The sequence below is a fragment of the Antarcticimicrobium sediminis genome (genome assembly GCF_004348975.1).
Classification (GTDB): Bacteria; Pseudomonadota; Alphaproteobacteria; order Rhodobacterales; family Rhodobacteraceae; genus Antarcticimicrobium; species Antarcticimicrobium sediminis.
The window spans coordinates 93456-117843 of record NZ_SMFP01000001.1; the positions used below are offsets into that span (position 1 = coordinate 93456).

The 24388-nt window shown below is 63.5% G+C and carries 22 protein-coding genes; 14 read left to right on the forward strand and 8 right to left on the reverse strand.

Translation table 11 applies throughout. The annotated features are described in order from the left end of the window. The first annotated feature begins 5 nt into the window (after positions 1-5). A complete protein-coding gene (locus E1B25_RS00435) occupies positions 6-1190 on the forward strand; it encodes a vWA domain-containing protein (protein WP_132826712.1) in 1185 nt (394 codons plus the stop codon). A 10-nt stretch (positions 1191-1200) separates the two neighbouring features. On the opposite strand, the gene E1B25_RS00440 is transcribed toward E1B25_RS00435, so the two are convergent. Beyond that, positions 1201-2361: a WD40/YVTN/BNR-like repeat-containing protein gene (locus E1B25_RS00440; RefSeq protein WP_132826713.1), complete on the reverse strand. Its 1161-nt coding sequence runs from the start codon at positions 2359-2361 to the stop codon at positions 1201-1203. Between the two features lie 113 nt (positions 2362-2474). Here E1B25_RS00440 and E1B25_RS00445 point away from each other — a divergent pair, with 113 nt between their 5' ends. Together E1B25_RS00445 and E1B25_RS00450 are read left to right on the forward strand one after the other, a co-directional pair. Beyond that, positions 2475-3164: a M48 family metallopeptidase gene (locus E1B25_RS00445; protein ID WP_132826714.1), complete on the forward strand. Its 690-nt coding sequence runs from the start codon at positions 2475-2477 to the stop codon at positions 3162-3164. A 30-nt stretch (positions 3165-3194) separates the two neighbouring features. Next, complete coding sequence (locus E1B25_RS00450) at positions 3195-4184, forward strand: LLM class flavin-dependent oxidoreductase (protein WP_132826715.1); 990 nt, start codon at positions 3195-3197, stop codon at positions 4182-4184. A gap of 11 nt (positions 4185-4195) precedes the next feature. Here E1B25_RS00450 and E1B25_RS00455 read toward each other — a convergent pair whose 3' ends face one another. The 4 genes from E1B25_RS00455 to E1B25_RS00470 all read right to left on the reverse strand — a co-directional run bounded on the left by E1B25_RS00455 (position 4196) and on the right by E1B25_RS00470 (position 9294). Next, positions 4196-4738: an RSP_2648 family PIN domain-containing protein gene (locus E1B25_RS00455; RefSeq protein WP_132826716.1), complete on the reverse strand. Its 543-nt coding sequence runs from the start codon at positions 4736-4738 to the stop codon at positions 4196-4198. After that, positions 4735-5946: an RSP_2647 family RNA methyltransferase gene (locus E1B25_RS00460; RefSeq protein ID WP_132826717.1), complete on the reverse strand. Its 1212-nt coding sequence runs from the start codon at positions 5944-5946 to the stop codon at positions 4735-4737. The genes E1B25_RS00455 and E1B25_RS00460 overlap by 4 nt, the downstream gene beginning before the upstream one ends. Before the next feature lie 296 nt (positions 5947-6242). Beyond that, entirely contained in the window at positions 6243-6515 is a 273-nt protein-coding gene (locus tag E1B25_RS00465) for a hypothetical protein (protein ID WP_132826718.1), read from the reverse strand. Next, positions 6499-9294: a bifunctional [glutamate--ammonia ligase]-adenylyl-L-tyrosine phosphorylase/[glutamate--ammonia-ligase] adenylyltransferase gene (locus E1B25_RS00470; protein WP_132826719.1), complete on the reverse strand. Its 2796-nt coding sequence runs from the start codon at positions 9292-9294 to the stop codon at positions 6499-6501. Before E1B25_RS00470 ends, E1B25_RS00465 begins: the two co-directional genes overlap by 17 nt. A gap of 83 nt (positions 9295-9377) precedes the next feature. On the opposite strand from E1B25_RS00470, the gene E1B25_RS00475 reads away from it, so the two are divergent. The 4 genes from E1B25_RS00475 (at position 9378) to E1B25_RS00490 (ending at position 11840) form a co-directional block, all read left to right on the forward strand. Continuing rightward, positions 9378-9860, forward strand: a complete 483-nt coding sequence (locus E1B25_RS00475) for a YbaK/EbsC family protein (RefSeq protein ID WP_132826720.1) — start codon at positions 9378-9380, stop codon at positions 9858-9860. 98 nt (positions 9861-9958) lie between these two features. Further along, complete coding sequence (locus tag E1B25_RS00480) at positions 9959-10414, forward strand: DUF2852 domain-containing protein (protein ID WP_132827225.1); 456 nt, start codon at positions 9959-9961, stop codon at positions 10412-10414. Positions 10415-10487: 73 nt separating this feature from the next. Beyond that, entirely contained in the window at positions 10488-10925 is a 438-nt protein-coding gene (locus E1B25_RS00485; RefSeq protein ID WP_132826721.1) for an RDD family protein, read from the forward strand. A gap of 93 nt (positions 10926-11018) precedes the next feature. Beyond that, positions 11019-11840 carry an arginyltransferase gene (locus tag E1B25_RS00490; RefSeq protein WP_132826722.1) on the forward strand — a complete coding sequence of 274 codons (822 nt, stop codon included), beginning with the start codon at positions 11019-11021 and terminating at the stop codon, positions 11838-11840. Positions 11841-12118: 278 nt separating this feature from the next. On the opposite strand, the gene E1B25_RS00495 is transcribed toward E1B25_RS00490, so the two are convergent. The 3 genes from E1B25_RS00495 to E1B25_RS00505 all read right to left on the reverse strand — a co-directional run bounded on the left by E1B25_RS00495 (position 12119) and on the right by E1B25_RS00505 (position 16639). Then, positions 12119-14473, reverse strand: a complete 2355-nt coding sequence (locus E1B25_RS00495) for a TRAP transporter large permease (RefSeq protein ID WP_132826723.1) — start codon at positions 14471-14473, stop codon at positions 12119-12121. Positions 14474-14490: 17 nt separating this feature from the next. Then, positions 14491-15417 carry a TRAP transporter small permease subunit gene (locus E1B25_RS00500; RefSeq protein ID WP_132826724.1) on the reverse strand — a complete coding sequence of 309 codons (927 nt, stop codon included), beginning with the start codon at positions 15415-15417 and terminating at the stop codon, positions 14491-14493. Positions 15418-15553: 136 nt separating this feature from the next. Further along, positions 15554-16639, reverse strand: a complete 1086-nt coding sequence (locus E1B25_RS00505) for a TRAP transporter substrate-binding protein (protein WP_132826725.1) — start codon at positions 16637-16639, stop codon at positions 15554-15556. A gap of 240 nt (positions 16640-16879) precedes the next feature. Between E1B25_RS00505 and E1B25_RS00510 the strand changes: the two genes are divergently transcribed. From E1B25_RS00510 to E1B25_RS00540, 7 genes are all read left to right on the forward strand, one after another. Then, positions 16880-18313, forward strand: coding sequence for a cache domain-containing protein (locus tag E1B25_RS00510; protein WP_132826726.1), 1434 nt, complete (start codon positions 16880-16882; stop codon positions 18311-18313). Then, positions 18310-18954, forward strand: coding sequence for a response regulator transcription factor (locus E1B25_RS00515; protein ID WP_132826727.1), 645 nt, complete (start codon positions 18310-18312; stop codon positions 18952-18954). The genes E1B25_RS00510 and E1B25_RS00515 overlap by 4 nt, the downstream gene beginning before the upstream one ends. Positions 18955-19290: 336 nt before the next feature. Next, positions 19291-21042 (forward strand): acetolactate synthase 3 large subunit, encoded by a 1752-nt coding sequence (locus E1B25_RS00520; protein WP_132826728.1) that lies wholly within the window; start codon positions 19291-19293, stop codon positions 21040-21042. Positions 21043-21116: 74 nt separating this feature from the next. Continuing rightward, a complete protein-coding gene (gene ilvN, locus E1B25_RS00525) occupies positions 21117-21677 on the forward strand; it encodes an acetolactate synthase small subunit (protein ID WP_132826729.1) in 561 nt (186 codons plus the stop codon). 431 nt (positions 21678-22108) lie between these two features. Then, positions 22109-22906, forward strand: coding sequence for a helix-turn-helix domain-containing protein (locus E1B25_RS00530; RefSeq protein ID WP_206338486.1), 798 nt, complete (start codon positions 22109-22111; stop codon positions 22904-22906). A 109-nt stretch (positions 22907-23015) separates the two neighbouring features. Then, positions 23016-24176: an aromatic ring-hydroxylating oxygenase subunit alpha gene (locus E1B25_RS00535; RefSeq protein WP_132826730.1), complete on the forward strand. Its 1161-nt coding sequence runs from the start codon at positions 23016-23018 to the stop codon at positions 24174-24176. Continuing rightward, positions 24173-24388, forward strand: coding sequence for a hypothetical protein (locus E1B25_RS00540; protein WP_132826731.1), 216 nt, complete (start codon positions 24173-24175; stop codon positions 24386-24388). The genes E1B25_RS00535 and E1B25_RS00540 overlap by 4 nt, the downstream gene beginning before the upstream one ends.

The window sequence follows — 24388 nt, forward strand, 5'->3', positions numbered from 1 at the left end:
GTCCGATGTTTCTGCCCTTCTTTGAAAATCTGCGTAAATCCGGCATCCCCGTCAGCTTGCGGGAGTATCTGAGTTTTCTGGAGGGGGTGAAAGCCGGGCTGGTCACCTATGACGTCGAGGCGTTCTATTACCTTGCCCGCACCGCGATGGTGAAGGACGAGCGCAATCTCGACAAGTTCGACCGCGCCTTTTCCGCCAGCTTTGAAGGGCTGGAACAGATCACCCTTGATCAGGTGCTGGAGGCAGTCGACCTGCCCGCCGACTGGCTGGAAAAGATGGCCGAAAAACACCTGAGCGCCGAGGAAAAAGCCGAGATCGAGGCCCTGGGCGGGTTTGACAAGCTGATGGAGACCCTGCGCGAACGGCTGAAGGAACAGCAAGGCCGCCACCAGGGCGGCAACAAATGGGTCGGCACCGCCGGCACCTCGCCGTTTGGCGCCTATGGCTATAACCCCGAAGGCGTGCGCATCGGCCAGAAGGAAAGCCGCCACCAGCGCGCGGTCAAAGTCTGGGACAAACGCGAATTCAAGAACCTCGACGACACCGTCGAACTGGGCACGCGCAACATCAAGGTGGCGCTGAAACGTCTGCGCCGCTGGGCCCGCGAAGGCGCCAATGAAGAGCTTGACCTTGACGGCACCATCCGCGCCACCGCCGAGCATGGCTATCTCGACGTCAAGACCCGGCCCGAGCGGCACAATGCCGTCAAGGTGCTGTTGTTTCTCGACATCGGCGGCTCGATGGACCCGCATATCAAGGTGGTGGAAGAGCTGTTTTCCGCCGCCCGGACCGAGTTCAAGCATCTGGAATACTTCTATTTCCACAACTGCCTGTACGAGGGCGTCTGGCGCGACAACCGCCGCCGCTGGGATGCGCAGACCCCCACGTGGGAAGTGCTGAACACCTATGGCCCGGACTACAAGTGCATCTTTGTCGGCGACGCCAGCATGTCACCCTATGAGATCGCCTATCCCGGCGGCGCCAATGAGCACTGGAACGCCGAGGCCGGGCAAGTCTGGCTGCAACGCGCGCGCGAACAGTGGAAAGACAACCTGTGGATCAACCCGGTGCCCGAAAAATACTGGGACTATACCCATTCGATCCAGATGATCCGCGAGATCTTCGATTCCAGCATGGTGCCGATGACCCTGTCAGGGCTGGAAAAGGGCATGAAGGCGCTGACGCGCTAAGCGCGGTGCCTCAGATCCCCTCGACCAGTTCGACCGACAGGATCGTCGGCAGGTGGCGGGCAATCTCGGACCAGCTCTCGCCCTCGTCCCGGCTGGCAAAGACCGATCCGCTGTTGGTCCCGAAATAGACCCCGGCGGGATCGCGGCTGTCGCCCGCCATGGCCTGACGCAGGACGGTAAAGAAACAGCCGGTCTGTGGCAGCCCGGCGCGGTGATCTTGCCAGCTTTGTCCACCGTCGCGGGATCGCCAGACCGCTGCCGCCGCGCCGGGCGGGAACCGCCCGATGTCGTCGCCATTCAACGGCAGCGTCCAGATCATGTCCGGGTCGCGCGGATGGACATGGATCGGAAACCCGAAGGTCGAGGGCAGCCCGTCGTTGATATCCTCCCAACTGCGGCCACCATCGGGGGAACGCCAGACCCCGTGGTGGTTCTGTTGGTACAGTATTTCCCCCTCGCCCGGCGCCAGCATCATGTTGTGCACGCAATGGCCGGTCTCGCCGTCTCGCGGGGCCGCCGGGTGGGCGTGTTGCGGGCAGGCGGCGGCGTTGGACAGCCGATTGCGCCGCTCCCAGCTTTGACCGCCATCCTTAGTGGCAAAGACACCGGCGGCGGAGATCCCAATCCAGATCCGCTGCGGGTCGGTCGGGTGCGACAGGATGGTGTGAAGCGTCAGCCCCGCCGCGCCCGGGGTCCAGTCTGCCGCGGACGGGTGATCAGTCAGCCCGTCCACCCGCGCCCATGTGCCGCCGCCATCGCGACTGACCAGAAGCGTCGCGGGCTTGGTCCCGGCATACAGCGCGCCGTGGGCATGACACAGCGACCAGACCTGCGCGAACTGGTCGTCAAAGGGCAAGGGGTCGCCAGTGACCCCGAACATCTCGGCAAAATCCGCGTCCTCCGCCGCCCACTCGTCGATCGTGCCCTTGCTCAGCCGGGTCTTTTGCCAGGTCTCACCGCCATCCTCGGACCGCCAGACCGCGGCGCCGTACCAGTCGCCGCCGCCCCCGGCCCAGAACACGCCAGAGGCTGCATCCCCGATCACGTGGTTGACCGGCCAACCGTCGCAGAATGGCCCCGAGACGACCCAACCCGCCCGGTCGCTGTCACCGCGCAGCAAAAAGGCCCCCTTGGTGGTGCCCAGAAGCACCGTGATCTTCCCCTCCGGCATCCTCTCCCCTCCGCTGTTGTCAGGCTAGAATACCATCTTTTTGGCCTCAAAGCATGTGGCCCCGCCGCAACGGCGCCCTTGCCCCTCGCCGTTTGTCAGCCCATATCCAATGCATGTTACGTTTCACCCCCATCCTGCTCGCCGTGATCTATGCGCTGGTGATGTACCGCGTTTCGGTCTGGCGCACCCATCGGGAGTTGGACGCGAAATCGACCGAACTGGCCGATGTGCGACTCAAGCGCCTGACCGACCGGCTCGCCGCCGCGCTGGGGGTGGCCCGTATCCCGGTCTATATCTATGAGATCGACCCGGTGAACGGACTGGCAGCGCCCGACGGGCGGATTTTCATCACCCGGGGGTTTTACCGAAAATACCGCAACGGCGAGGTCACGGGCGAAGAGATGGCATCGGTCATCGCCCATGAACTGGGCCATGTGGCGCTGGGTCATGCGCGGCGGAGGATGCTGGATTTCTCGGGCCAGAACGCCCTGCGCACCGCTCTGGTGATGGTGCTGGGCCGCATCATTCCGGTGGCGGGCGTCTGGATCGCCAATGCGCTGACCGGGCTGCTGGCGGCGCGGCTTTCGCGCGGCGACGAATACGAGGCCGATGAATATGCCGCCGCCCTGCTGACCAAGGCCGGGATCGGCATGGGGCCACAAAAATCCCTTTTCACCAAGCTCGAACAGCTGACCCAATCGCGCGCCGGCGTCTCGCCCGCCTGGCTGATGAGCCACCCCAAAACCGCTGAACGCATCGCCGCGCTGGACCGGCTGGAGGCGCGCTGGGGCGCGTCGCGCTGAGCCAGCGACCAGAAAAACCTAAGGACAAACATGCACTATTCCCTGCTCGATCTCGCCCCGATCCCCGAGGGCGCAGACGCCGCCCAAGCGATGCGCAACTCCGTCGCGCTGGCCCGCGCCGCCGAGGCGTTGGGCTTTCACCGCTACTGGCTGGCGGAACATCACAACATGCCCGGCATCGCCTCGTCAGCCACGGCGGTGATGATCGGCCATATCGCGGCGGCCACCACCCGGATGCGGGTCGGCTCTGGCGGCGTCATGCTGCCCAACCATGCGCCGCTGGTGATCGCGGAGCAGTTCGGCACGCTGGCCACGATCCACGGCGATCGCATCGACCTCGGGATCGGGCGCGCGCCGGGCACCGACATGGAAACCGCCCGCGCGCTGCGCCGCAACATGGCGGCGCAAGACACCTTTCCGCAGGACGTGGTGGAACTGATGGCCTATCTGGGCGATCCGGAACCGGGCCAGCGCCTGCATGCGATCCCCGGCGAGGGCACCAAGGTTCCGGTCTGGATCCTCGGCTCGTCGCTGTATGGCGCGCAACTGGCGGCGCATCTGGGGCTTCCTTACGCCTTTGCCTCGCATTTCGCGCCCGATGCGCTAAGCGAGGCCGCCGAAGTTTACCGCCGCGGGTTCCAGCCCTCGGCAGTCCTTGAGAAACCCTATTTCATGATGGCGATGAACATCTTTGCCGCCGATGACGCGGATGAAGCGGTGCGACTGAAAACCTCGATGCAGCAGGCCTTTGTTCGTCTGCGCTCCGGGATGCCCAGCAAACTGCCCCGCCCAGTGGCGCGGATCGAGGATGTCGCAGACCGGCGCTGGATCAGCGCGGTGGATCACGCGCTTTCGGTCAGCGCCACCGGCACGCCCGACATGGTGCGAGATCAAACCGCTGCCCTGATCGCCCGCTACCAACCGGACGAGGTGATGATCTCGGGCCAGATCCACGACCCGGCGGCGCGGATCCGCTCGTTCGAGATCGCGGCAGAGGTGATGCAGGGGCTCGCCCCCTGAGTTGCCTGCGCCTACCCGGCCAGCGCCTTGCCCAGACGCGGCAGGCGCGCCTTTTTCATCAGCGCCCGGATGTCCCAGCCGCCGCCCGCCATCGCATTGGCCTGCGCCAGCACCCGGGTGCCGACCTCACCCAGCCCTTTGGCGTCTTTGAGCCAGAAATCGTACAGAAATTCGTCCGGCGCGATACGCTCCAGCCCCTCTTCGGCAAGGATATTCTTCGGAAAATCCTTGCGGTTCAGGGTCACGATCACGTCGGCGGAGCCGGCCACCGCCACCGCCAGCACATGCAGATCCGCCGGATCCGGCAACCAGAGCCGCGCCTCGATCCCCGGCGCGGCGGGCAGCTCTGCCCCCAGCCAAGCGGCCCGCACCAGCGCGATCTCGCCGCGCGCCTGATCCTCGCCGGTCGGCCCCAGCTTGCGCGCCGCGCGGGCCCATTCCTCAAGGATGCGCGCCGACCACAGCGGGGTGAAATGCCCCAGCCGCGCCGCGCCCAGCAGCATTTCGCGCATCACCGTGGGATACAGGACGCAGGTGTCCAGAACGACCCTCACAGCCGGTAGAACAGCGCCTTGAGATATCCGGTTTCCGCCAGTTGCGGCAATTGCGGGTGATCCGGCCCGGCAAAGCCGGTCTGCAACAACTGTCCCGCGCGCCCGGCCTTGCCGATGCCACGGGTGCAGGAGGCCCGGAAGCGCTCCAGATCCGCCGCGTGCGAACAGGAACACAGACCCAGATAGCCCCCCGGCGCCACCAGCGTGGCGGCGAGCCGGGCAATACGCTCATAGGCGCGCAACCCCGCCTCAAGCGCCTGTTTGTTGGGCGCGAATGCAGGCGGATCACAGACCACCACGTCAAATTGCGCACCCTCTTCGGCCAATGCGGTAAGCGTGTCAAAGGCATCGCCCTGCCGGGTCTCGAACCGATCGGCCACACCCGAGGCTGCCGCCCCCTGCGCCGCCAGTTCCAGCGCCGGGGCGGAGCCATCGACGGCAAGCGCATGTTCTGCTCCCGCCGCCAGCATCGCCAGCGCAAAGCCCCCCACATGGGAAAATACGTCAAGCACCCGCGTGCCCTTGCCGGTCAGACGGGCCGCAAAGGCGTGATTGGGGCGCTGGTCATAATACAGGCCGGTTTTCTGTCCGCCGGTCAGATCAGCCATATAGGTGGCCCCGTTCATCGGCACCGGCAGCGGGGCCTGCGGCGCGGTGCCGACCAGAACCGCACTGACATCGTCCAGCCCCTCCAACGCCCGGGTGCGCCCGGCTGCGTTCTTCAACACCGTGCTCACGCCCGTGACCTCGACCAAGGCCGCCACCAGATCCTCCAGCCGCGCCTCGGCCCAAGCCGCGTTCGGCTGGATCACGGCGGTGTCCCCGAACCGGTCGATCACCACACCGGGCAGCCCGTCGCCCTCGGCATGAACCAAGCGGTAGAACGGCGCATCATACAACTGTGTACGCAAGGCCAGCGCATGGGACAGGCGCGCGGTGAGCCAGGCCCGGTCAACCTGCGCGTTCGGATCGCGTTCAAGCATGCGACACATGATGCGCGAGACGGGGTTCACCGCCACCACCCCCATCGGGGTGCGCGCGCTGTCTTCCAGCACCGCCAGCGCGCCGGGCGCCAGCGCGCGGGTGCGTCGGTCGGTCACCAGTTCATTGGCATAGACCCAAGGAAAGCCATGGCGGATGGCGCGGGCATTGGCCTTGGGCAGCAGGCGAACACGGGGCAGGTCGGGGTTTGGATCAGGTGCTATCATTGCGCTGTCATAGGGCCAACGGGAGGGCTTGGGAAGAGGGTGCAGCGCGCCCTGCCCGCGCCTCTGTCGCGCCCGACCTTCACCCCTGCCAAAGCGGCAAACCACCGCGAGGCCCGGCTCAACCGAGCGATCCTCAATTTCGCCCCTCTCGCCGAGCAGAGTGCCCCTGCCCGTTCTCCTTGGAGAAATACTCGCGGGGGAGACGCCCGACAGGGCGGCGGGGGCGGCCAGCCCCCTGCAACGCCAAGTTCCTGAAACGCCGACCAGCCCCTAGGCCACGCGCCCCAGATCACAGCTCAATCGCGCGTTCGACTCCGCCAGCCGCCGCGCCGACGCGGCCGACCGGACCCGGCCAACCCGTCGTTCAGCACCTGCGTCATCGGGTGATCCGGCGCGGCAACACCGTAGCTGTCGAGCAGCAGGCGCAACGCGGCGGCACTGTCCTCGCCCTCGGGCAGGCTCAGCGCCCAGTCGAGGAAGATGCTGCGGCACTCCGGTGCGGTGATCCCGGCGATGCGATAGGCCTCGCGGATCAGCCCCTTGCGGTCAACCTCATGATCCCCTTTCATCGGTGCCCTCCCGGCTCAGCGCGGCATCAATCAGCTCCGCAGCCTGGCCATAGCGTTGTTCCAACGCGGCGCGCAAGGCATTGAGGGTTTCATAGCCGGTGGCGCGACAGAGAAAGCCCGCCCCGCCCTCGCCCAGCCCATCCTCGCCGATGCCACTGGCCGAGATCAGTCGCGCGGCGGTCTGCACCGCCCAATACAGGTCATAGGCCGCCTGCAGCGCGCCCGCCTCATCGGCGCTCAGCCAGCCCCCGGCGACACCGCCCTGAAGCCCGCTGGCCACATCGCGCGCGACCACACCGGCCAGCAATGCCCCCGCCTGCGCCACCAATTCGATCTCCAACAGCCGCCCGGCACCGGTTTTAGCATCCCAGACGCCCGCCGGTGTCTTTGCCGCCGCGATCCGCGCGCGCATTTCGGCCACCTCGCGCAACACATCGGCGCGCTCACGGGGCCGCGCGATGATCTCGCGCCGGAACGCCTCGATATCCGCGCCCAGATCGGGATCGCCCGCCACCACGCGGGCGCGGGTCAGCGCCAGATGCTCCCATGTCCAGGCCTCGTTGCGCTGGTAATGGGTGAAACTGGGCCAGCTCGTCGCCACCGGCCCCTGACGACCCGAGGGGCGCAAACGCATGTCCACCTCGTACAGCCGCCCCTCGGCCATCGGCGCGCTCAAGGCGGTGATCAGCGCCTGCGTCAGCCGCGCGTAATAGGGGCGCACCGCCAGCGGGCGCGGCCCGTCAGAGCCTTCGGCCTCTTGCGGGTCATAGATCACGATCACGTCGAGATCTGAGCTGGCATTGAGCCGCGCCGCGCCCAGAGATCCCATCCCCAGCACCGCCGCGCCGCGCCCCGGAGGCGCCCCGTGTTTGCGCGCGAACTGCGCCAGCACCAGCGGCGTGATTGCCGCCAGCACCGCATCGGCCAGCTCGGCATAATGTTGCCCGGCCTCGGCTGGCGTCACCAACCCGCGCAGCAAATGCACGCCGATGCGGAAATGCCATTCCTTCATCCAGCGCCGGGCCGTGTCGAGCTGCTGCTCGTAATCCGCCTCTGCCGCAAGCCGCGCCGCGAGCTCGGCGCGCAACGCCATCTCGCCGGGCCAGTCGGCAAAGAAATCGCCGCCAATCACCGCGTCGAACACGCTGGCGTTACGCGACAGATGGCTGGCCAACGCATGCGAGGTGCCCGCGATATCGACCAGCAGGTCGATCAGATGCGGATTCGCCTCGAACAGGGAAAACAACTGAACCCCCGCCGGCAGACCGGAGAGAAACCCGTCCAGCGCCAGCAGCGCCTCGTCCGGTTTCGCGGTGCGGGCAAGGCGGGACAGGATCTCGGGTTTCAGCCGGTCGAAAATATGCTGCGCCCGCTGTGAGCGCAGCGCCGGATATCCGCGCCAGCGCGCCAGAACCGAGGCATCGAACTGGGTTTCTTCCGGGGCGCAGTCGGGCGCAGTCTCCGGGGCAAAGAACGCCTCGGTCAGCTCATGCACCTCAGCCAGACGCCGGGCCAGATCCTGCTGCAGCGCGTCGGCATCGGTGCCCATCAGGCAAGCGATCCGCGCGATCCCCTCTTCCGAGGCAGGCACCTTGTGGGTCTGGGCGTCATGGACCATCTGGATGCGATGCTCCACCTCGCGATGGGCGCGGTAATGGGCCGACAACTTGTCGGCCAAGGCTTTGGGGATCCACTCCTTCTCCGCCAGCGCCGCCAGACCTTCGACCGTGCCGCGCAGGCGCAGATCTGGATCGCGCCCGCCCGCGATCAACTGTTGCGTCTGGGTAAAGAATTCGATCTCGCGGATGCCGCCCCGGCCCAGCTTCATGTCGTGCCCCGGCACCGTGAGTCGGCCACCGGTGCCCTTGGTTTCTCGAATCCGCAGACGCATGTCATGGGCGTCCTGAATGGCGGCGAAATCCAGATGCCTGCGCCAGACAAAGGGGCGCAGAACCTGCAGGAATCGTGCCCCCGCCTCCAGATCGCCGGCACAGGGGCGCGCCTTGATATAGGCAGCGCGTTCCCATGTCCGCCCAAGGCTTTCGTAATAGGTTTCCGCCGCGGCCATCGAGATACAGACCGGCGTCACCGAAGGGTCGGGGCGCAGCCGCAGATCGGTGCGAAACACATAGCCGTCGCCGGTCTTGTCCGACAGTAGCGCCGCCATGTTGCGGGTGGCGCGCACCAGCGCATGGCGCGCGTCCTGATAGGTATCGGGATCATAGCGGGTTTCATCGAACAGGCAGATCAGGTCGATGTCCGAGCTGTAATTCAGCTCATGCGCGCCCATCTTGCCCATCGCCAGCACGCTCAGCCCGGCGGCGGTCTCGACATCATCGGCCGTCATGCCCGGCAGCTTGTTGCGCCGGATCAGTGTCGCGATCTCGGATTTCAGCGCCACGTCACAGGCCAGCCCGGCGAAATCGGTCAAAACGCCGGTGACCCGCTCCAACGGCCAGGCCCCGGACAGATCGGCCAGCGCGGTGATCAGGGCAATGCGCCGCTTGGCCTGCCGCAGCCCGGGTTTGAGCTGGTCCGGCGCAAGGGCGCGACAGGTCTCGAACACCCCCATAACGGCGGCATCGGGATCGTCTAGCGCCGCCTCCAGCCAACGGGCTTCATGGGTGATCAACCCCTTGAGATAGGGGCTGGAGCCACCGGCGCCAGAGATCAGCGCGGCATGATCACCGGTCAACCCCGGCAGGGCGGCGCGGGCTTCATCGCCCAAAGCCGGATCGAAAGGGCGCGGCAGCCGCGCAATCTGCATTTGGTTCGTCATGGCTGCAAGGTGCGGGCGGCGCGGCGCAAGGTCAATGCGTCAAACGCTTGATTTATACTCGATCCCGCGGCAATCCTGCCCCCATGAGCAAGAGCATGAAACGCGTCCGCGCCGCCCTTGAGGCCGCCGGACTGGACCCGCAGATCCGCGAAACCGATCTGGCCCGCACCGCCGCCGATGCCGCCCGCGCGCTGAATTGCGCGGTGGACCAGATCGCCAAATCCATCATCTTTCGCGGCGCGGACAGCGGCGCGGCGCTCCTGTTCCTGACTGCTGGCGGCAATATGGTCGACCCCGACAAGGCGGCCCGGATCGCTGGCGAGCCGCTTGGCAAGGCCGACGCGGCGCTGGTGCGGTCCCAAACCGGGTTTGCCATCGGCGGCGTGGCCCCTATCGGGCACCTGAACCCGATCCGCGCCTTTCTTGATCCGCGGCTGCAGGATTTCGACGTGGTCTGGGCCGCAGCGGGCACACCGCACCATGTCTTCCCCGTGTCCCCGGCTGCTCTGCTCCGACTCTCCATGGCGCAACCTGCTGATTTCACACGCGAACAGCAATTAATGTAAAAAACATTCACATGCCAACCTTGCAAACGGGCGGAAGCGTTCCGATCTTAATCAATGTGAAAGGCATTCACATCACCTCTGATCTGGAGATACCGACAATGACCACGCTCACCGACCCGGCCCCCGGCCTGACGCGCCCTCGTTGGCTCGCCCGGACCGAAGCTTGGCTTGACGACAAGGGCAAAGGCGCCTGGATTGCCGTCATGGTTCTGGGCTTCGTTTTCTTCTGGCCCATCGGCCTTGCCCTTCTTGCCTATATGATCTGGAGTAAACGCATGTTCAGCACCTCCTGCCGCAACCGCCGCCATCGCCAGTCCCGCGATCATTCTCATGGAATGGATGGCATGGCCTCTTCCGGCAACACCGCCTTTGATGCCTACAAAAGCGAAACCCTGCGCCGGTTGGAGCAGGAACAGGTCGAGTTCGAGAGCTTTCTCGAACGCCTGCGCGAGGCCAAGGACAAGGCCGAGTTCGACGACTTCATGCAGGTCCGCGCGCGGCGCACCGCCGAGGAGACCCGAAGCGGCGATGATACGGCCCCAACCGAAGCCTGAGGCCACCAACAGATGACACGCCCCGGGGACGCTTGCCCCCCGGGGCGATTTCCCTTTGCCGAGGTTCCCCTTCATGTCCGCCCTCCCCGACCCGTACAACCAGCCGCAGTTTTATGACGGCGTCCCAACCAAACGCCTGATCGCCTGGCTGTTCGACAGCGCCGTCACCTTTGCGCTGTGCCTCGGCGTCGTGCTTGCTACCGCCTTTGTCGGGCTGTTGATCTGGCCGCTGCTGTTTCTGGCGCTGGGGTTCGCCTATCGCGTCGTGACCCTCGCGAACGGCTCGGCCACTTGGGGGATGCGCTTTGCCGGGATCGAGTTACGCGACGCAAACGGGGCTAGGTTGGATCTGGGCGGGGCCCTGGCCCATACCGCCGGCTATACGATCAGTGTCGCGGTTCCGATTCTGCAGGTGATCTCCGTGGTGATGATGCTGACCGGGACCCGAGGTCAGGGCCTCACCGATATGGTTCTGGGCACAGTCGCCCTAAACCGCCGGGCATTGTTCTGATCCCGTCCACGGTGAAGGCCCGGCGAATCGAATCATGGGTTGGCGGGCCTTGGTTGCATTGCTATCATCCCGCCACAACCCTGCGGGAGACCCATGCGCCACACTCTGCCAATCGCGCCGCAATTCTACGTTACGGCCCCTCAGCCCTGCCCCTATCTGGATGGCCGGATGGAGCGCAAGCTGTTCACCGCGCTTCAGGGCGACGGCGCGGAACGGCTGAACGATGCGCTGTCGCAACAGGGGTTTCGCCGCTCGCAAAACGTGCTCTATCGCCCGTCCTGCACCGACTGCGCCGCCTGCCTTTCGGCGCGGATCGACGTGGCGGCGTTTCGCCCGACGAAAAGCCAGAAACGCGCGCTCAAGCGCAATGCGCATCTGGCCCGGCGCGCCACCTCGCCCTGGGCGACCGAGGATCAATACGCCCTGTTCCGCCGCTATCTGGACGCGCGCCATGCCGATGGCGGCATGGCCGACATGGATGTGTTCGAATTCGCCGCGATGATCGAGGAAACCCCGATCCGGTCGCGCGTGGTGGAATATACCGACCAAGACACGCAAGAGGTGATCGCCGTCAGCCTGACCGATGTGCTCGAGGACGGGGTGAGCATGGTCTATTCCTTCTACACCCCCGACATGCCGCAGGCATCGCTGGGCACATGGATGATCCTCGATCATATCGCAATCGCGCGCGAGAACGGGCTTCCTTACGTCTATCTCGGCTATTGGGTGCCCGGCAGCCCCAAGATGGGATATAAATCCAAGTTCTCCGGGCTTGAGGTTTATGCCGGCGGGCGCTGGCAAAAGATGACCAACCCCGAGACATTCTCCACCGCCGACCACCCGCCCGGCGGCGAACCGATCGCCGAACAGGTTGCCAATATCTCGCTTCCCGACCGACGCCCCACCCGCGCCTGACCTGCCTTGCCGCAGGGACGCCGCCCTCCCTTTCTTGACCAAGCCTCCCCCGGAACCACCGGGTCTCGCTTTCGCCGTGGAACCTGACATCAGACGCCCCCCACCCGATCCGGTCTTTTTCTGGCCTGAAATACTCCGGGGGAGACGCCGCAGGCGGCGGGGGCAGCGCCCCCTCTCCCTCTAAGGCGCACTCCCCGCCCTGCCCTCATCCTCCAACAGCGCAAACGACAAGGGGGCCCCAATGGCCCCCTCGCTTATTCGTTTTAATGCGCCGCGCCTTACTTGGGCATCAGATCCGGTATGATGGTGACAATGCCCGGGAAGAACCACAACAGTGCCAACCCGCCGACCTGGATCAGCACAAAGGGCAGGATGCCGCGATAGATATGGCCTGTCGTCACCTCGGCCGGGGCCACCCCGCGCAGGTAGAACAGCGCAAAGCCGAACGGCGGCGTCAGGAACGAGGTTTGCAAGTTCACCGCCACCATGATCGTCACCCATTTCGGATCGAACGAGCCGCCATAGATCACCGGCCCGACAATCGGGATCACGATGTAGATGATCTCGAGGAAATCCAGCACAAACCCAAGGATGAAGAGCACCAACATCACGATCAGGAACACCGTGAATTCGTTGTCAAAGCTCTTCAGGAATTGCTGGATATAGTGTTCGCCGCCAAAGGAGATCACCACCAGGTTCAAAAGCTGCGAGCCGATCAGGATGGTGAACACCATCGAGCTGACCTTGGCCGTCTCGCGCACGACCGGGGAAAGAACACCGCCAGAGTACAGCACCCAACAGCCGTAAAACAGGCCGAACAGCGCATAAAGATAGGCGCCATAGGCCCCGAAGAACGCGATCCAGCTTTCGAGGCTCGCCCCCTCTTGCGAGATGCGCAAGTCGAAATTGACCCCGATCAGGATGCAAATGATGATCGCGAAGGTGGTCCAGATGATCACATGGGTCGAGCGGCCCTGTTCCTGCTGCTTGCGGTACGCCGCCAGCATGATCGCGCCCGCGGCGCCCAAGGCTGCGGCCGGGGTCGGGTTGGTGATGCCGCCCAAGATCGAGCCCAGCACCGCCACGATCAGCACCAGCGGCGGGAACACCACCCGGATCAGATCGTTCTTGGCGAGCCGTGCCGCCCCATGTTTGCAGCCGTAAAGCACCAGCACGAAGGGCAGCGCCATCAGCAACACCGTCATCCCGGAAGATGTCGTGGGTGCCACCAGCGTCACATCCACCATTGCGACCAGTATCAGCCCCACCGCGCCCAGGATCAGCGGCTTGGGATCGGACGACGGCGATATGCCGCGCGCCAACACCAGCACCAGACCCAACAGAACCATCAGCACCGAGATGCCGGTGCCGATCGGCGCGGCAGCCGCGATCATGTCGCTGCGCGCCTGCACCAGTTCTTCATCGGTGAGCTTGTGGCTTTCCTGGTCGTCGCCGGACGCGTCGATCGCGGCCTGTTCCGCAACGGCGGTGTCCCAAGCCTTTTGACCGTGCAGCTCGATCATCGCGCCCTTGCACTCGGGCCCGACATTGGTGCGCAGGCTGGCGGCCTCGCCAACGTTGGAATAGCTCGACACCGTCAGGTTCTGACTGCCGATCAGACCGACATTGGCCAGCAGGATGGCGCCGCCAATCAGGGCGATCGGGGCCGCCACGAACCAGCCCAGCGCTTCGTTACGGGTGATCGGCTCGTTGCTGGCCTCGCCCATAGCGACCGCCGGGGCCTTGCTCGGATTGAGCAGCGCATAGACAAAGGCATACAGCGCATAGAGCATCGCCAGCAGGATCCCGGGCAGCAGTGCCGCCTGAAACAGCGTCCCGACCGAGACCACCGCCGGCTGACCAAGATAGGTCAGCGCATCGCTGCAGCCTGCCGCACTGGCGCGGGCCTCTTGTGCGGTGGAATACAGATCCCCCGCCAACGTACCCAACAGGACGATCACGATGGAGGGCGGAATGATCTGCCCCAACGTGCCCGAGGCGGCGATCACCCCGGTCGCCAGTTCCGGCGAATAATTGTTGCGCAACATCGTGGGCAGCGCCAGCAGACCCATGGTCACCACCGTGGCGCCCACGATCCCGGTCGAGGCGGCAAGGAAGGCCCCCACAACCACGATCGACACCGCCAGCCCGCCCGGAAGCGGCCCGAAGACGCGTGCCATGGTGGTCAGCAGATCGTTGGCGATCTTGGAGCGTTCCAGCGTGATGCCCATCAGCACGAACATCAGCACCGCGAGCAACGTCTCGATCGACTGGCCAGCGAACACCCGTTCGTTCATCCGGTTGACGATGAACGAAACGTTGCGGTCCAGCGCCAACTCCCAGCCGCCGGGAAACAGCGACTCTGCCACCCGTGGCAGATCCGGATATCGGAAGGTGGATATAGCGTCGGGTTTGACCCCCGTACCGATCAGGTCGGTATACGCTTGTGAAGAGGTGTCGATCGCCTGGTGGATCAAGACCCCTGCACTGTCGAGCCCGGCGATGATCCCGAACGAGATGATCCCGGCCCCGCCGATTGCAAACGCCACCGGAAACCCCGACAGGATGCCGCCGAACAGGCAGAGAAACAGGATAATCAGGCCGAGTTCGACGCCATCAAGACCGAATAGCATTCTGGCTGTTCCTTGCTTTAGTGAGCGCCTTCATAGGCTTCTTCGCCCTCGCCAAGGCTGTCCTTGTCGAGGTACTTGAATTCGCTGGCCTTGCCTTCACGGAATTCGAGATAGGATCGGTACAGCACGGCAATGGCTTGCAGAAAGATCATCGCGGCAAAGCTGCACAGCAGGATCTTGAACAGGAAATAGCCGTTGAACCCGTTTGGGCTGAACCCGATGGTCTCGACGTTCCAGCGCAGCGCGCGGGATTTCATCAGCAGCCGCTCCAACGTATCGCTGGCCGAGGGCTTCGGCACGATCAGGTGCCGCCACAGGAAGAACCAGCCATACATCCAGATCAGCACCGCCATCGGCATCATGAAGACGATTGAGCCGAGCATGTCGATCACCTTCTTGGCACGGAAGCTGACCACGGAATAAAACAGATCGACCCGCACATGCCCGCCCTGCACAAAGGTGTAGGCGGCGCACAGCGCCACGACCATCGCGTTGTAAAGCTTTAGCTCTTCAGCGAACCAGCTGATATCCTTTTGAAAAGACAGGCCAAAGCCGAACACCAGATCCGGTCGCGCAAAGATGCGCTGCACGAACACGATGACGACCTGCTGCAGCACCATGATCAGACCGGCCCAGGCAAAGAACCGTCCGATCGTATTGGCAAAGCCTTCCAGCCCGCGCACGACCGCCCATAGAACGCTGTTCTTCCACAGGCCGATGATCGTGACGATCAGGAACAGCGTGAAGACAACGAAAAAGAACTCGGTCGATCCACCGTAATAGACGAATCGCATGATCGCCTGCTTGTCGGACCAGTCCAGCCACAACTGCGGATTGCTGATCGCGTAACCGACATTATAGAATGCCAAGGCGATATTGCTGAGAACCCAGGAGAGTCCGTCCAGCAATGCCCCGAACGTCCCGTTGGCGGCTGTTTCATCCATGGCCGATGCCTCTGATTAGCTAGTGAGCCGGGGCGCAGTCCCGGCGGCACGGAGCAAACACCCCCGGCCACCTGAACGCAGCTGTGGATGTGTCCCCGCCGATTGCGGGGGCACATCCTTGAATGATCGTGTCAGATCACATGCCGTAAACGCGGTTCCGCTGGTTCGAATACGCCCCTTCAGACCGGCTGATCCAGCTGGCGGAACGGGTCATCGACGCCATGTAGCTGTCATAGCACTTCTTGTAGAATTCGTCATCCATCGGGGCCTCGATGACCTCTTTCGCTGCGGCGCCGAATGCATCCCAGACCGAGTCAGGGAATTCCAGAACCTTGACGCCACCGGCCTGCAGACGCTGCAGCGCGGCCGAGTTGTTGGCCATGAACAGCGACATCGTCCAGATGTTCGAGGCGCGCGCGGTCTGCTCGACCACCGCCTGCTGTGCCGGAGTCAGGCTTTCATAGACATCGAGGTTGAGATTCAGCGTCAAGATCGGGCCGGGCTCGTGGAAGCCAGCGGTGTAATAGGTCTTGGTGATTTCCTGGAAACCGGCCTTTTCGTCCGCCCAGGGACCGATCCACTCGGTGCCGTCAATCGCCCCCGAGGACAGCGCCTGATACACTTCCGCGCCCGGCAGGTTCTGAACGCTGGCGCCCAGTTTGCCCAGCACCTGACCGCCTTGGCCGGGCATCCGGAATTTCAGACCCTGAAAATCTTCGGGGCCATTGATTTCCTTGTTGAACCAACCACCCGACTGCGGGCCGGTACTGCCTGCGGCAAAGGATTTCAGACCGAAGATGGAATACAGCTCGTCCGCCAGCGCCATCCCGCCGTCCTGATAGTACCAGTTGTTGAATTCCTGGAAGGTCATGCCGAACGGCACCTGCGAGAAGAACGACAGCGCCGGGTGCTGGCCGAGGAAATAGTAATCCACGGCGTGATACATGTCGGCCTGGCCGGCGGACACCGCATCGAACACCTCAAACGCCCCAACCAGTTCGCCAGCCGCTTTCAGCTCGACCGTCAGATCGCCACCGGTCAGCGCAGTGATGGTGTCAGCGCAGTACTGGGCGCTGTCATGGACGCCCGCCAAACCGCGACCCCAAGTGGAGACCATGGTCAGGGTACGCTTGCCCTGCGCATAGGCCGGTGCGGCCAGTGCGGTTGCAGCAGCAGCCGAGCCGCCAAGTGCGGATGTTCTCAAAAAAGAACGACGATCCATTTCGGTTTCCTCCCATTTGGATACATTCTTCAATCCCCGCGCCTTGACACGGGGAAGGTGAACGCAAGTTAGCCGTAAGATTTGCAGAGCGAAATACCTAGTTGTACGTAGTCTCTGCGCAAATTCTGAGCATAAATAGGGAAATCGGTATATGTTTGCACAACATACGCCGCACACCTGCGCCCCGCCGTGACACAGCGGGCCATTGATTCGCCCATCTCAACAGGCGATGGTCGGGGCATGAGACGCCTGCGCGATACCTTCTCCCTGAGCTATGGACAGAAGATCTTTCTTCTGGCCTCGGTGCCGTTGTTGCTGGCCGGGATCGCGATCTCGGTGCTGGTCGCCAGCCAGGCGCGGCAATTGGCCGAAAGCGAGATCCACGCGCTCGAAAACAAGCTGTTGGAGGCCAAGAAGGCCGAGCTGCGCAACTATGTCACCCAGGCGCGCAACGCTTTCTACTTCATCTACGGCCCCGCCGCGCCGGACGACGAACGCTCCAAGGAACGTGTGCTGCAGATCCTTGCCGCGATGATCTATGGCGACGAAGGGTTCTTCTTTGTCTATGACTATGACGGCACCAATCTGGTGTCGCCACGCCAGACCGAGTTCATCAATCAGAACTGGGCGGGGCTGAGCGACAGCGAAGGCACCCCGATCGTTGACGCGTTCATCAACATCGCCCGGCAGGGGGCGGGATGGCACGAACACCTTTGGCCGAAACCCTCGACCGGGCAAGAGGCCCGCATGGTCACCTATGTGCTGGGGCTTCAGGACTGGCATTGGGCGGTGGGCACCGGGGTGTTCATAGATGACGTGCTGGCCCAGGTCGCCGCGTCGCGCGCCGAGGTCGAGGCCCGGGTGCAGCGCACCTATTCCTATATCATCTCGATCACGCTGGCCGCGCTGCTGTTGGTTTTCGGCTCGGGCATGGTGGTGAATATCCGTGAACGCCGGCTTGCCGATGCCAAGCTCAAGAAACTGACCCAACGCGTGTTCGATGCCCAGGAGGAAGAGCGCGGCCGCGTTGCGCGCGAATTGCATGACGGTATCAGCCAGATTCTGGTCGGGGTGCGCTATGCGCTGGACAATGCCCGCCGCCGGTTGCAGCGCGGCGATCATGACGGCGCCGGGGTGCCGCTCGACAAGGGCATTGGCTATCTGGGCAGCGCCATCACCGAGGTGCGCCGGATCAGCCGCGATCTGCGCCCCGGTGTGCTGGACGATCTGGGTCTTGGCCCGGCGATCAAGGCGCTGGCCGAGGATTTTCAGGAGCGCACCGGTATCCGGACCAGTTTTACCACCGTAGTGTTTCGCAACCGGCTGGATCAGGACGCCAAGATCGCGCTTTATCGTATTGCCCAAGAGGCGCTGACCAATGTCGAACGTCATTCCGGTGCGTCCAAGGTCACGATGGATCTGCGGGGGCACAAGAAAGGCGCCACCCTGCGCATCGCCGATAACGGGCGCGGATTGGCAACCCCGCCGGGCGCCGCCGGGCCGGGGCTGGGCCTGCGCAACATGCAGGAACGGATCGAACAGCTTGACGGGACACTGAAAATTCTGTCATCACGCAGCGCGCAGGGGGGCACAGTGATCGAAGCCAACTTGCCGCTCAGCCACCTGCTGCCGCCCGAAGACGCGGCCACTCCCAAGATGGAGGCCCAGACATGACCGCACCGATCCGCGTGTTGATCGTCGATGACCACCCGATGGTGGCCGAGGGCATTCAGTCGATTCTTGAAAGCTATGACGATATCGAGGTGGTCGGCACCCTTGGCGATGGTCAGGCGGCAGTCGAACAGGCCGAGGCGCTGCGCCCAGACGTGATCCTGATGGATCTGAACATGCCCCGGCTCGGCGGCCTCAGCGCCACCGAAATCCTGCTGGAGCGGGCCCCCGGCGCGCGCGTCCTGATCCTGTCGATGCATGACAGCCCGGAATACATATCTTCGGCGCTGAGCCATGGCGCGGTTGGCTATGTGCTGAAAGACGTGCCCACCGACGAGATCAAACAGGCGATCGACACCGTGATGCGCGGCGAACGCTATCTGTGCACCGGCGCCAAGGGGTCGCTTGAACCCAAGACCGGTGATGGCCGCGAACCGCTGACCGGGCGCGAACAGACCATCCTGCTGCAACTGGCACAGGGCAAATCCAACAAACAGGTGGCGCAGGCGCTGGAAATCTCGGTGCGTACGGTCGAAACCCACCGCAAGAACATCAAGCGCAAGCTCGGCATCTCCTCCACCGCCGGGTTGACGCGCTATGCGCTCGAACATGGGGTACTGCAAGGCACCGGCGTCGGATTCTGATAGCCCGCGCGCACCCTCCCCGCCCCCGGATCTTCCCGGAAATGTCCCTCGTGACCACGGCTGGAGAAATAAAATATCCCAAATTCACCCCCGGACGCATCTTTTCCACAAACTTGCTGGTTGACGCCCCTTGGCCCTGCACATAAGCTGCACCGCAGCAAAAGGAGCCTATGGCCATGGCCAGACTAGTCGTAATTGTAGGAATCATGCGCATGGGCCGGTAACGGTAGACCATAATCTGTCCCATGCGCCCTCGTTCAACCGGGGGCTTTTTTTTGCGCTGATGAAATTTATATGCTGGCGAATGCAAGCGATGTCGCGGATGGAGCAAAGCAGATGACACGTGAGATGAGCGGAGCGAGGATGGTCATTCAGGCCCTGAGGGATCAGGGCGTGGATACGATATTCGGATATCCCGGCGGTGCCGTCCTGCCGATTTATGACGAAATCTTCCAGCAAAACGACATCCGCCATATTCTGGTCCGTCACGAACAGGGCGCGGTCCATGCCGCCGAAGGCTATGCCCGCTCGACCGGCAAGCCCGGTGTGGTGCTGGTGACCTCTGGCCCCGGCGCGACCAACGCGGTGACCGGCCTGACCGACGCGCTGATGGATTCGATCCCGATCATCGTGCTGACGGGACAGGTGCCAACCTTCATGATCGGCTCGGACGCGTTTCAGGAGGCTGACACCGTCGGCATCACCCGCCCCTGCACCAAGCACAACTGGCTGGTCAAGGACACCAACAAGCTGTCCGCCACGATCCACGAGGCCTTCCATGTTGCCACCAGTGGCCGCCCCGGCCCGGTGCTGATCGACATTCCCAAGGACGTGCAGTTTGCTGGCGGCATCTATAGCGGCCCGAAAGCCATGACCTCGCACTATCAGCCCCGGGTCAAGGGCGATCTGGAAGAGATCACCGAACTGGTGGCCGCGATCGAAAAGGCTAAGAAACCGGTGTTTTATACCGGCGGCGGCGTGATCAACTCCGGCCCCGCCGCAAGCCAGCTGTTGCGCGAACTGGTCGATGCCACCGGCTTTCCCATCACCTCGACCCTGATGGGGTTGGGGGCCTATCCCGCCTCGGGCAAGAACTGGCTGGGCATGTTGGGGATGCATGGGCTGTACGAGGCGAACATGGCCATGCATGGCTGTGATCTGATGATCGCCATCGGGGCCCGGTTTGATGACCGGATCACCGGCCGCCTTGACGCCTTCAGCCCGAAGTCGATCAAGGCCCATATCGATATCGACCCCTCGTCGATCAACAAGGTGATCAAGACCGACATCCCGATCGTCGGCGACGTGGGCCATGTGTTGGAAGATATCCTGAAGGTCTGGAAAGCGCGCGGACGCAAGACCGAAGCGTCGGCTGTTGCGAAATGGCAGACCCAGATCAGCGACTGGCGCAAGGTCAACTGCCTTGCCTTCACGGACAGCGAGAAAACGATCAAACCGCAATACGCGCTGCAACGATTGGAAGAGCTGACCAAGGGACACGACCGCTATATCACGACCGAGGTTGGCCAGCACCAGATGTGGGCAGCGCAGTTCCTGAACTTTGAAGAGCCCAACCGCTGGATGACCTCTGGCGGGCTTGGCACCATGGGCTATGGGTTCCCGTCTTCGATCGGCGTTCAAAAGGCGCATCCCGACGCGCTGGTGATCAATGTCGCGGGCGAGGCGTCGTGGCTGATGAACATGCAGGAGATGGGCACCGCGGTGCAGTACCGCCTGCCGGTCAAGCAGTTCATCCTGAACAACGAACGCCTTGGAATGGTGCGCCAGTGGCAAGAGCTGCTGCATGGCGAACGCTATTCGCAAAGCTGGTCCGAAGCCCTGCCCGATTTCGTCAAACTGGCCGAGGCCTTTGGCGCCAAGGGGATCCGATGCTCGGACCCGGCCGATCTGGATGACGCGATCATGGAAATGATCGCCTATGACGGGCCGGTGATCTTTGATTGTCTGGTTGAAAAGCATGAAAACTGCTTCCCGATGATCCCATCGGGCAAGGCGCACAATGAAATGCTTCTGGGCATGGCCAAGACGCAGGGTGTGATCGATTCCAAAGGTTCGGTGCTGGTTTAACCGCAATATATCAAAGGGTTTCGCCGGGAAGCACCGCGCTTACCCAAACGCGAAAACGGACAGAAAGGGACCACATGTCTGCCCTACACATCAAGAAAGGCGCGACCAAGCATTCCGCCTACAACCTGCGCCCCACCTTCTCCGACGTGCAGGAAAAGCACACGCTCGCCGTTCTGGTCGAGAACGAACCGGGCGTTCTGGCCCGTGTCATCGGGTTGTTCGCCGGGCGCGGCTATAACATCGAAAGCCTGACCGTGGCCGAGGTTGACCATACCGGCCACCTCAGCCGCATCACCATCGTCACCACCGGCACGCCGCAGGTGATCGAACAGATCAAGGCCCAGCTTGGCCGTATCGTGCCGGTCCACGAGGTCTATGACCTGACTGTCGATGGCCCCTCGGTCGAACGCGAGCTGGCCATGTTCAAGGTGGTGGGCGATGGCGAAAAACGGGTCGAAGCCCTGCGGCTCGCCGACATCTTCCGCGCCAGCGTGGTCGACAGCACGCTTGGAAGTTTCGTCTTCGAGATCACCGGCGCCCCGGAAAAGATTGACGCCTTCGCAGATCTGATGCGCCCGCTGGGTCTGACCGAGGTTGCGCGCACTGGCGTTGCCGCCCTACTGCGCGGCGAGTAACGCTCAGCCGCGCCCCCTCCCGAAAAATCCGATCCGGCGCTCGCCCCGCGCCGGATCCAAGACGGGACCTTGCCCCCTACCGCGTGCCCTTGTCAGGCAAAACGTCCGGGGGTGGCAAACAGGCCAGATCACCGTGCGCCTCGCACCAGATCACCGCCTTGCCCCCGCCCGAGACACACCAGAACACCACGCCAAACGTCCTTTTTTCCGTCTTCTGACGTTTCCGTAATCTTGCGGAAGGACGGCCAGCCCGGCAGTTGTGCCGCCTCATTTATGGTGTCCGTTTCCGTGATTTTTGACGCCAGTTGGCGTCAGATCTGGTCGAGCCAGATACAGTTGCTGATTTTTCGTGCAGATCATGCTACTCTCTCAAGGACCGCAGCGCATTTTGCGCGCAGGCGCGGTCCCGATTTGAAACAGGTCATTGTAGAATGAATAGACCTTCGCGCTCTCCGCCGGACGTGCGCAACATGTTTGGCACCAACCTGAAGGTCCTGTCCCGGGCCTATCCGTCAGTATCGGACCTGTCGCGGCGCCTCGGGATCAACCGGACGCAGCTCAACCGGTATCTCTCGGGCGAAAGCTTCCCGCGTCCGGATGTGTTGGATCGCATCTGTACCTTTTTCGACGTCGACGCGCGCATCCTGCTGGAACCGGTCGAAACCCTCACCCGCACCACGCAGGTTCTCAACAGCCCATACCTCGCCGATTTCATGGGCGCGGCCGCCGTGCGCGTCCCGGAAGAGAGCTTTCCAAGCGGGTTCTATCGTTTTTCCCGGCGCAGTTTCATCGACGAGTCCCAGTTTTCCGTTGGCCTGATCCATGTTCTGCGCAACGACGGCATGACCTTTGTGCGTGGGTTCGAACCGAAAGAGGCGATGCGCCAGCAGGGGCTGCCCAGTGATGCCCGCACGCGAGAATATCGCGGCTATGTCACCCGGCAGGAGGATGGCATCGCGTTTGTCATCGCGCGTCACAACGTGATGACCTGTTCCTTCAACTACTTGTCGCGGGTACCCTCGTTCGAGAACAATTTCTGGGTTGGCTATTCCACCCGCACCATACGTGAAACCGTGACCACGGCACGGATCACCCGGATGGCGTTTGAGTATCTGGCTCAGGACTCTGCTTCGATACTGGCGGCAGCGCGCAGCAGCGGGTTTCACGGTGCCGACGACCTGCTGCCCTTTCACAAACGCCTGCTGCAAATCGACGAGCCCTTTCGCTAGGCGCATTTTTCTGCCGGATCTGTCGTTTTGGGAAAACTCCTGTCGCTGTGATGGCGGACGCACGCCCGCAATGCGGTTGGGCTGATGTCACCACAAGGGAGAGACAGCCATGACCACAACAGGCCCCGATCTGTCCGCCGTCCGGCGCCCCATCGCGCAGGCTAACGGCCTGCCCAACGCCCATTACACCGACGACACCCTCTTTACCGAAGAGGGCACGGCGCTGTTGGCGCGGCAATGGGCCGGGCTCGCTGTCGCCGCCGAGGTGCCAGAGCCCGGCGATGCCCGCCCGATCACCTTCCTTGGCATACCGCTGCTGTTACTGCGCGACCGCGCGGGGCTGGTGCGAGTGTTTCAGAACGTCTGCCGCCATCGCGGCATGATCCTGATCCCGGAACCGCGCCGGGTTGAGGGCGCGATCCGCTGCCCCTATCATTCGTGGTGCTACGGCACCGATGGGCGGTTGGTCTCCACCCCGCATGTAGGCGGTCCCGGCCAGAACAGCCACGCGGGCATCGACAAATCCACCCTCGCTCTGCTGGAGGTCCGCAGCCATATCTGGCGCGACGTGGTCTGGATCAACATCAGCGGCGACGCCCCCCCGTTCGAACAGGTGCATGGCGACCTGATGACCCGCTGGGCGGGTTTTGATCAGCCCCTGTATCACGGCGGAGCAGACAGCATGTTCACGCTGAAGGTGCAGGCCAACTGGAAGCTGGCGGTGGAAAACTATTGCGAAAGCTACCACCTGCCCTGGGTTCACCCCGGGCTCAACAGCTATTCCCGGCTGGAGGATCACTATCACATCGAGGCACCGGGTCGGTTCTCGGGGCAAGGCACCCGAGTCTATCGCCAGTTGAGCGACGAGAAGGACCGCAGATTTCCCGATTTCGCCGGGCTGTCCGACGATTGGAACACCGCCGCCGAATATGTCTCGGTCTATCCCAACGTGTTGATGGGGGTGCATCGCGACCATGCCTTTGCCATCGTGCTGCAACCGGCCGCATGCGAGCGCACGGTGGAACAGGCGCATCTTTATTACGCCACGCCCGAGACTGACGCGACCCTGCGGGTGCAGAATACCGCCCTGTGGAAAGCCGTGTTCGAAGAGGACATCTTTGTCGTCGAGGGGATGCAGGCAGGCCGCCACGCCCCCGGTTTCGACGGTGGCCGGTTCTCGCCGGTGATGGACGGGCCGACGCATCTGTTCCACGACTGGGTTGCCTCCCGCATCGAGGCGCATCGCAGCACCGCCAAGGCGGCACAGTGAGCGATCTTGATGCCCGTCTTCTGGCCGCCCATGCGCTGGGCGATCAGTCGGCGCTGGTGCCGCTATATCTCGAGGCCGCCGACAGCGCCGAAGAGGATCAGGCGCGCGGCTTTTTCCTCACCCAAGCCTATATCTATGCGCTGGAGGCGGGACACGCCGACGCCCCGGCCCTGCGCGCGCAGTTGGTTGCGGCGGGCCGGGAGAGCGCCTGA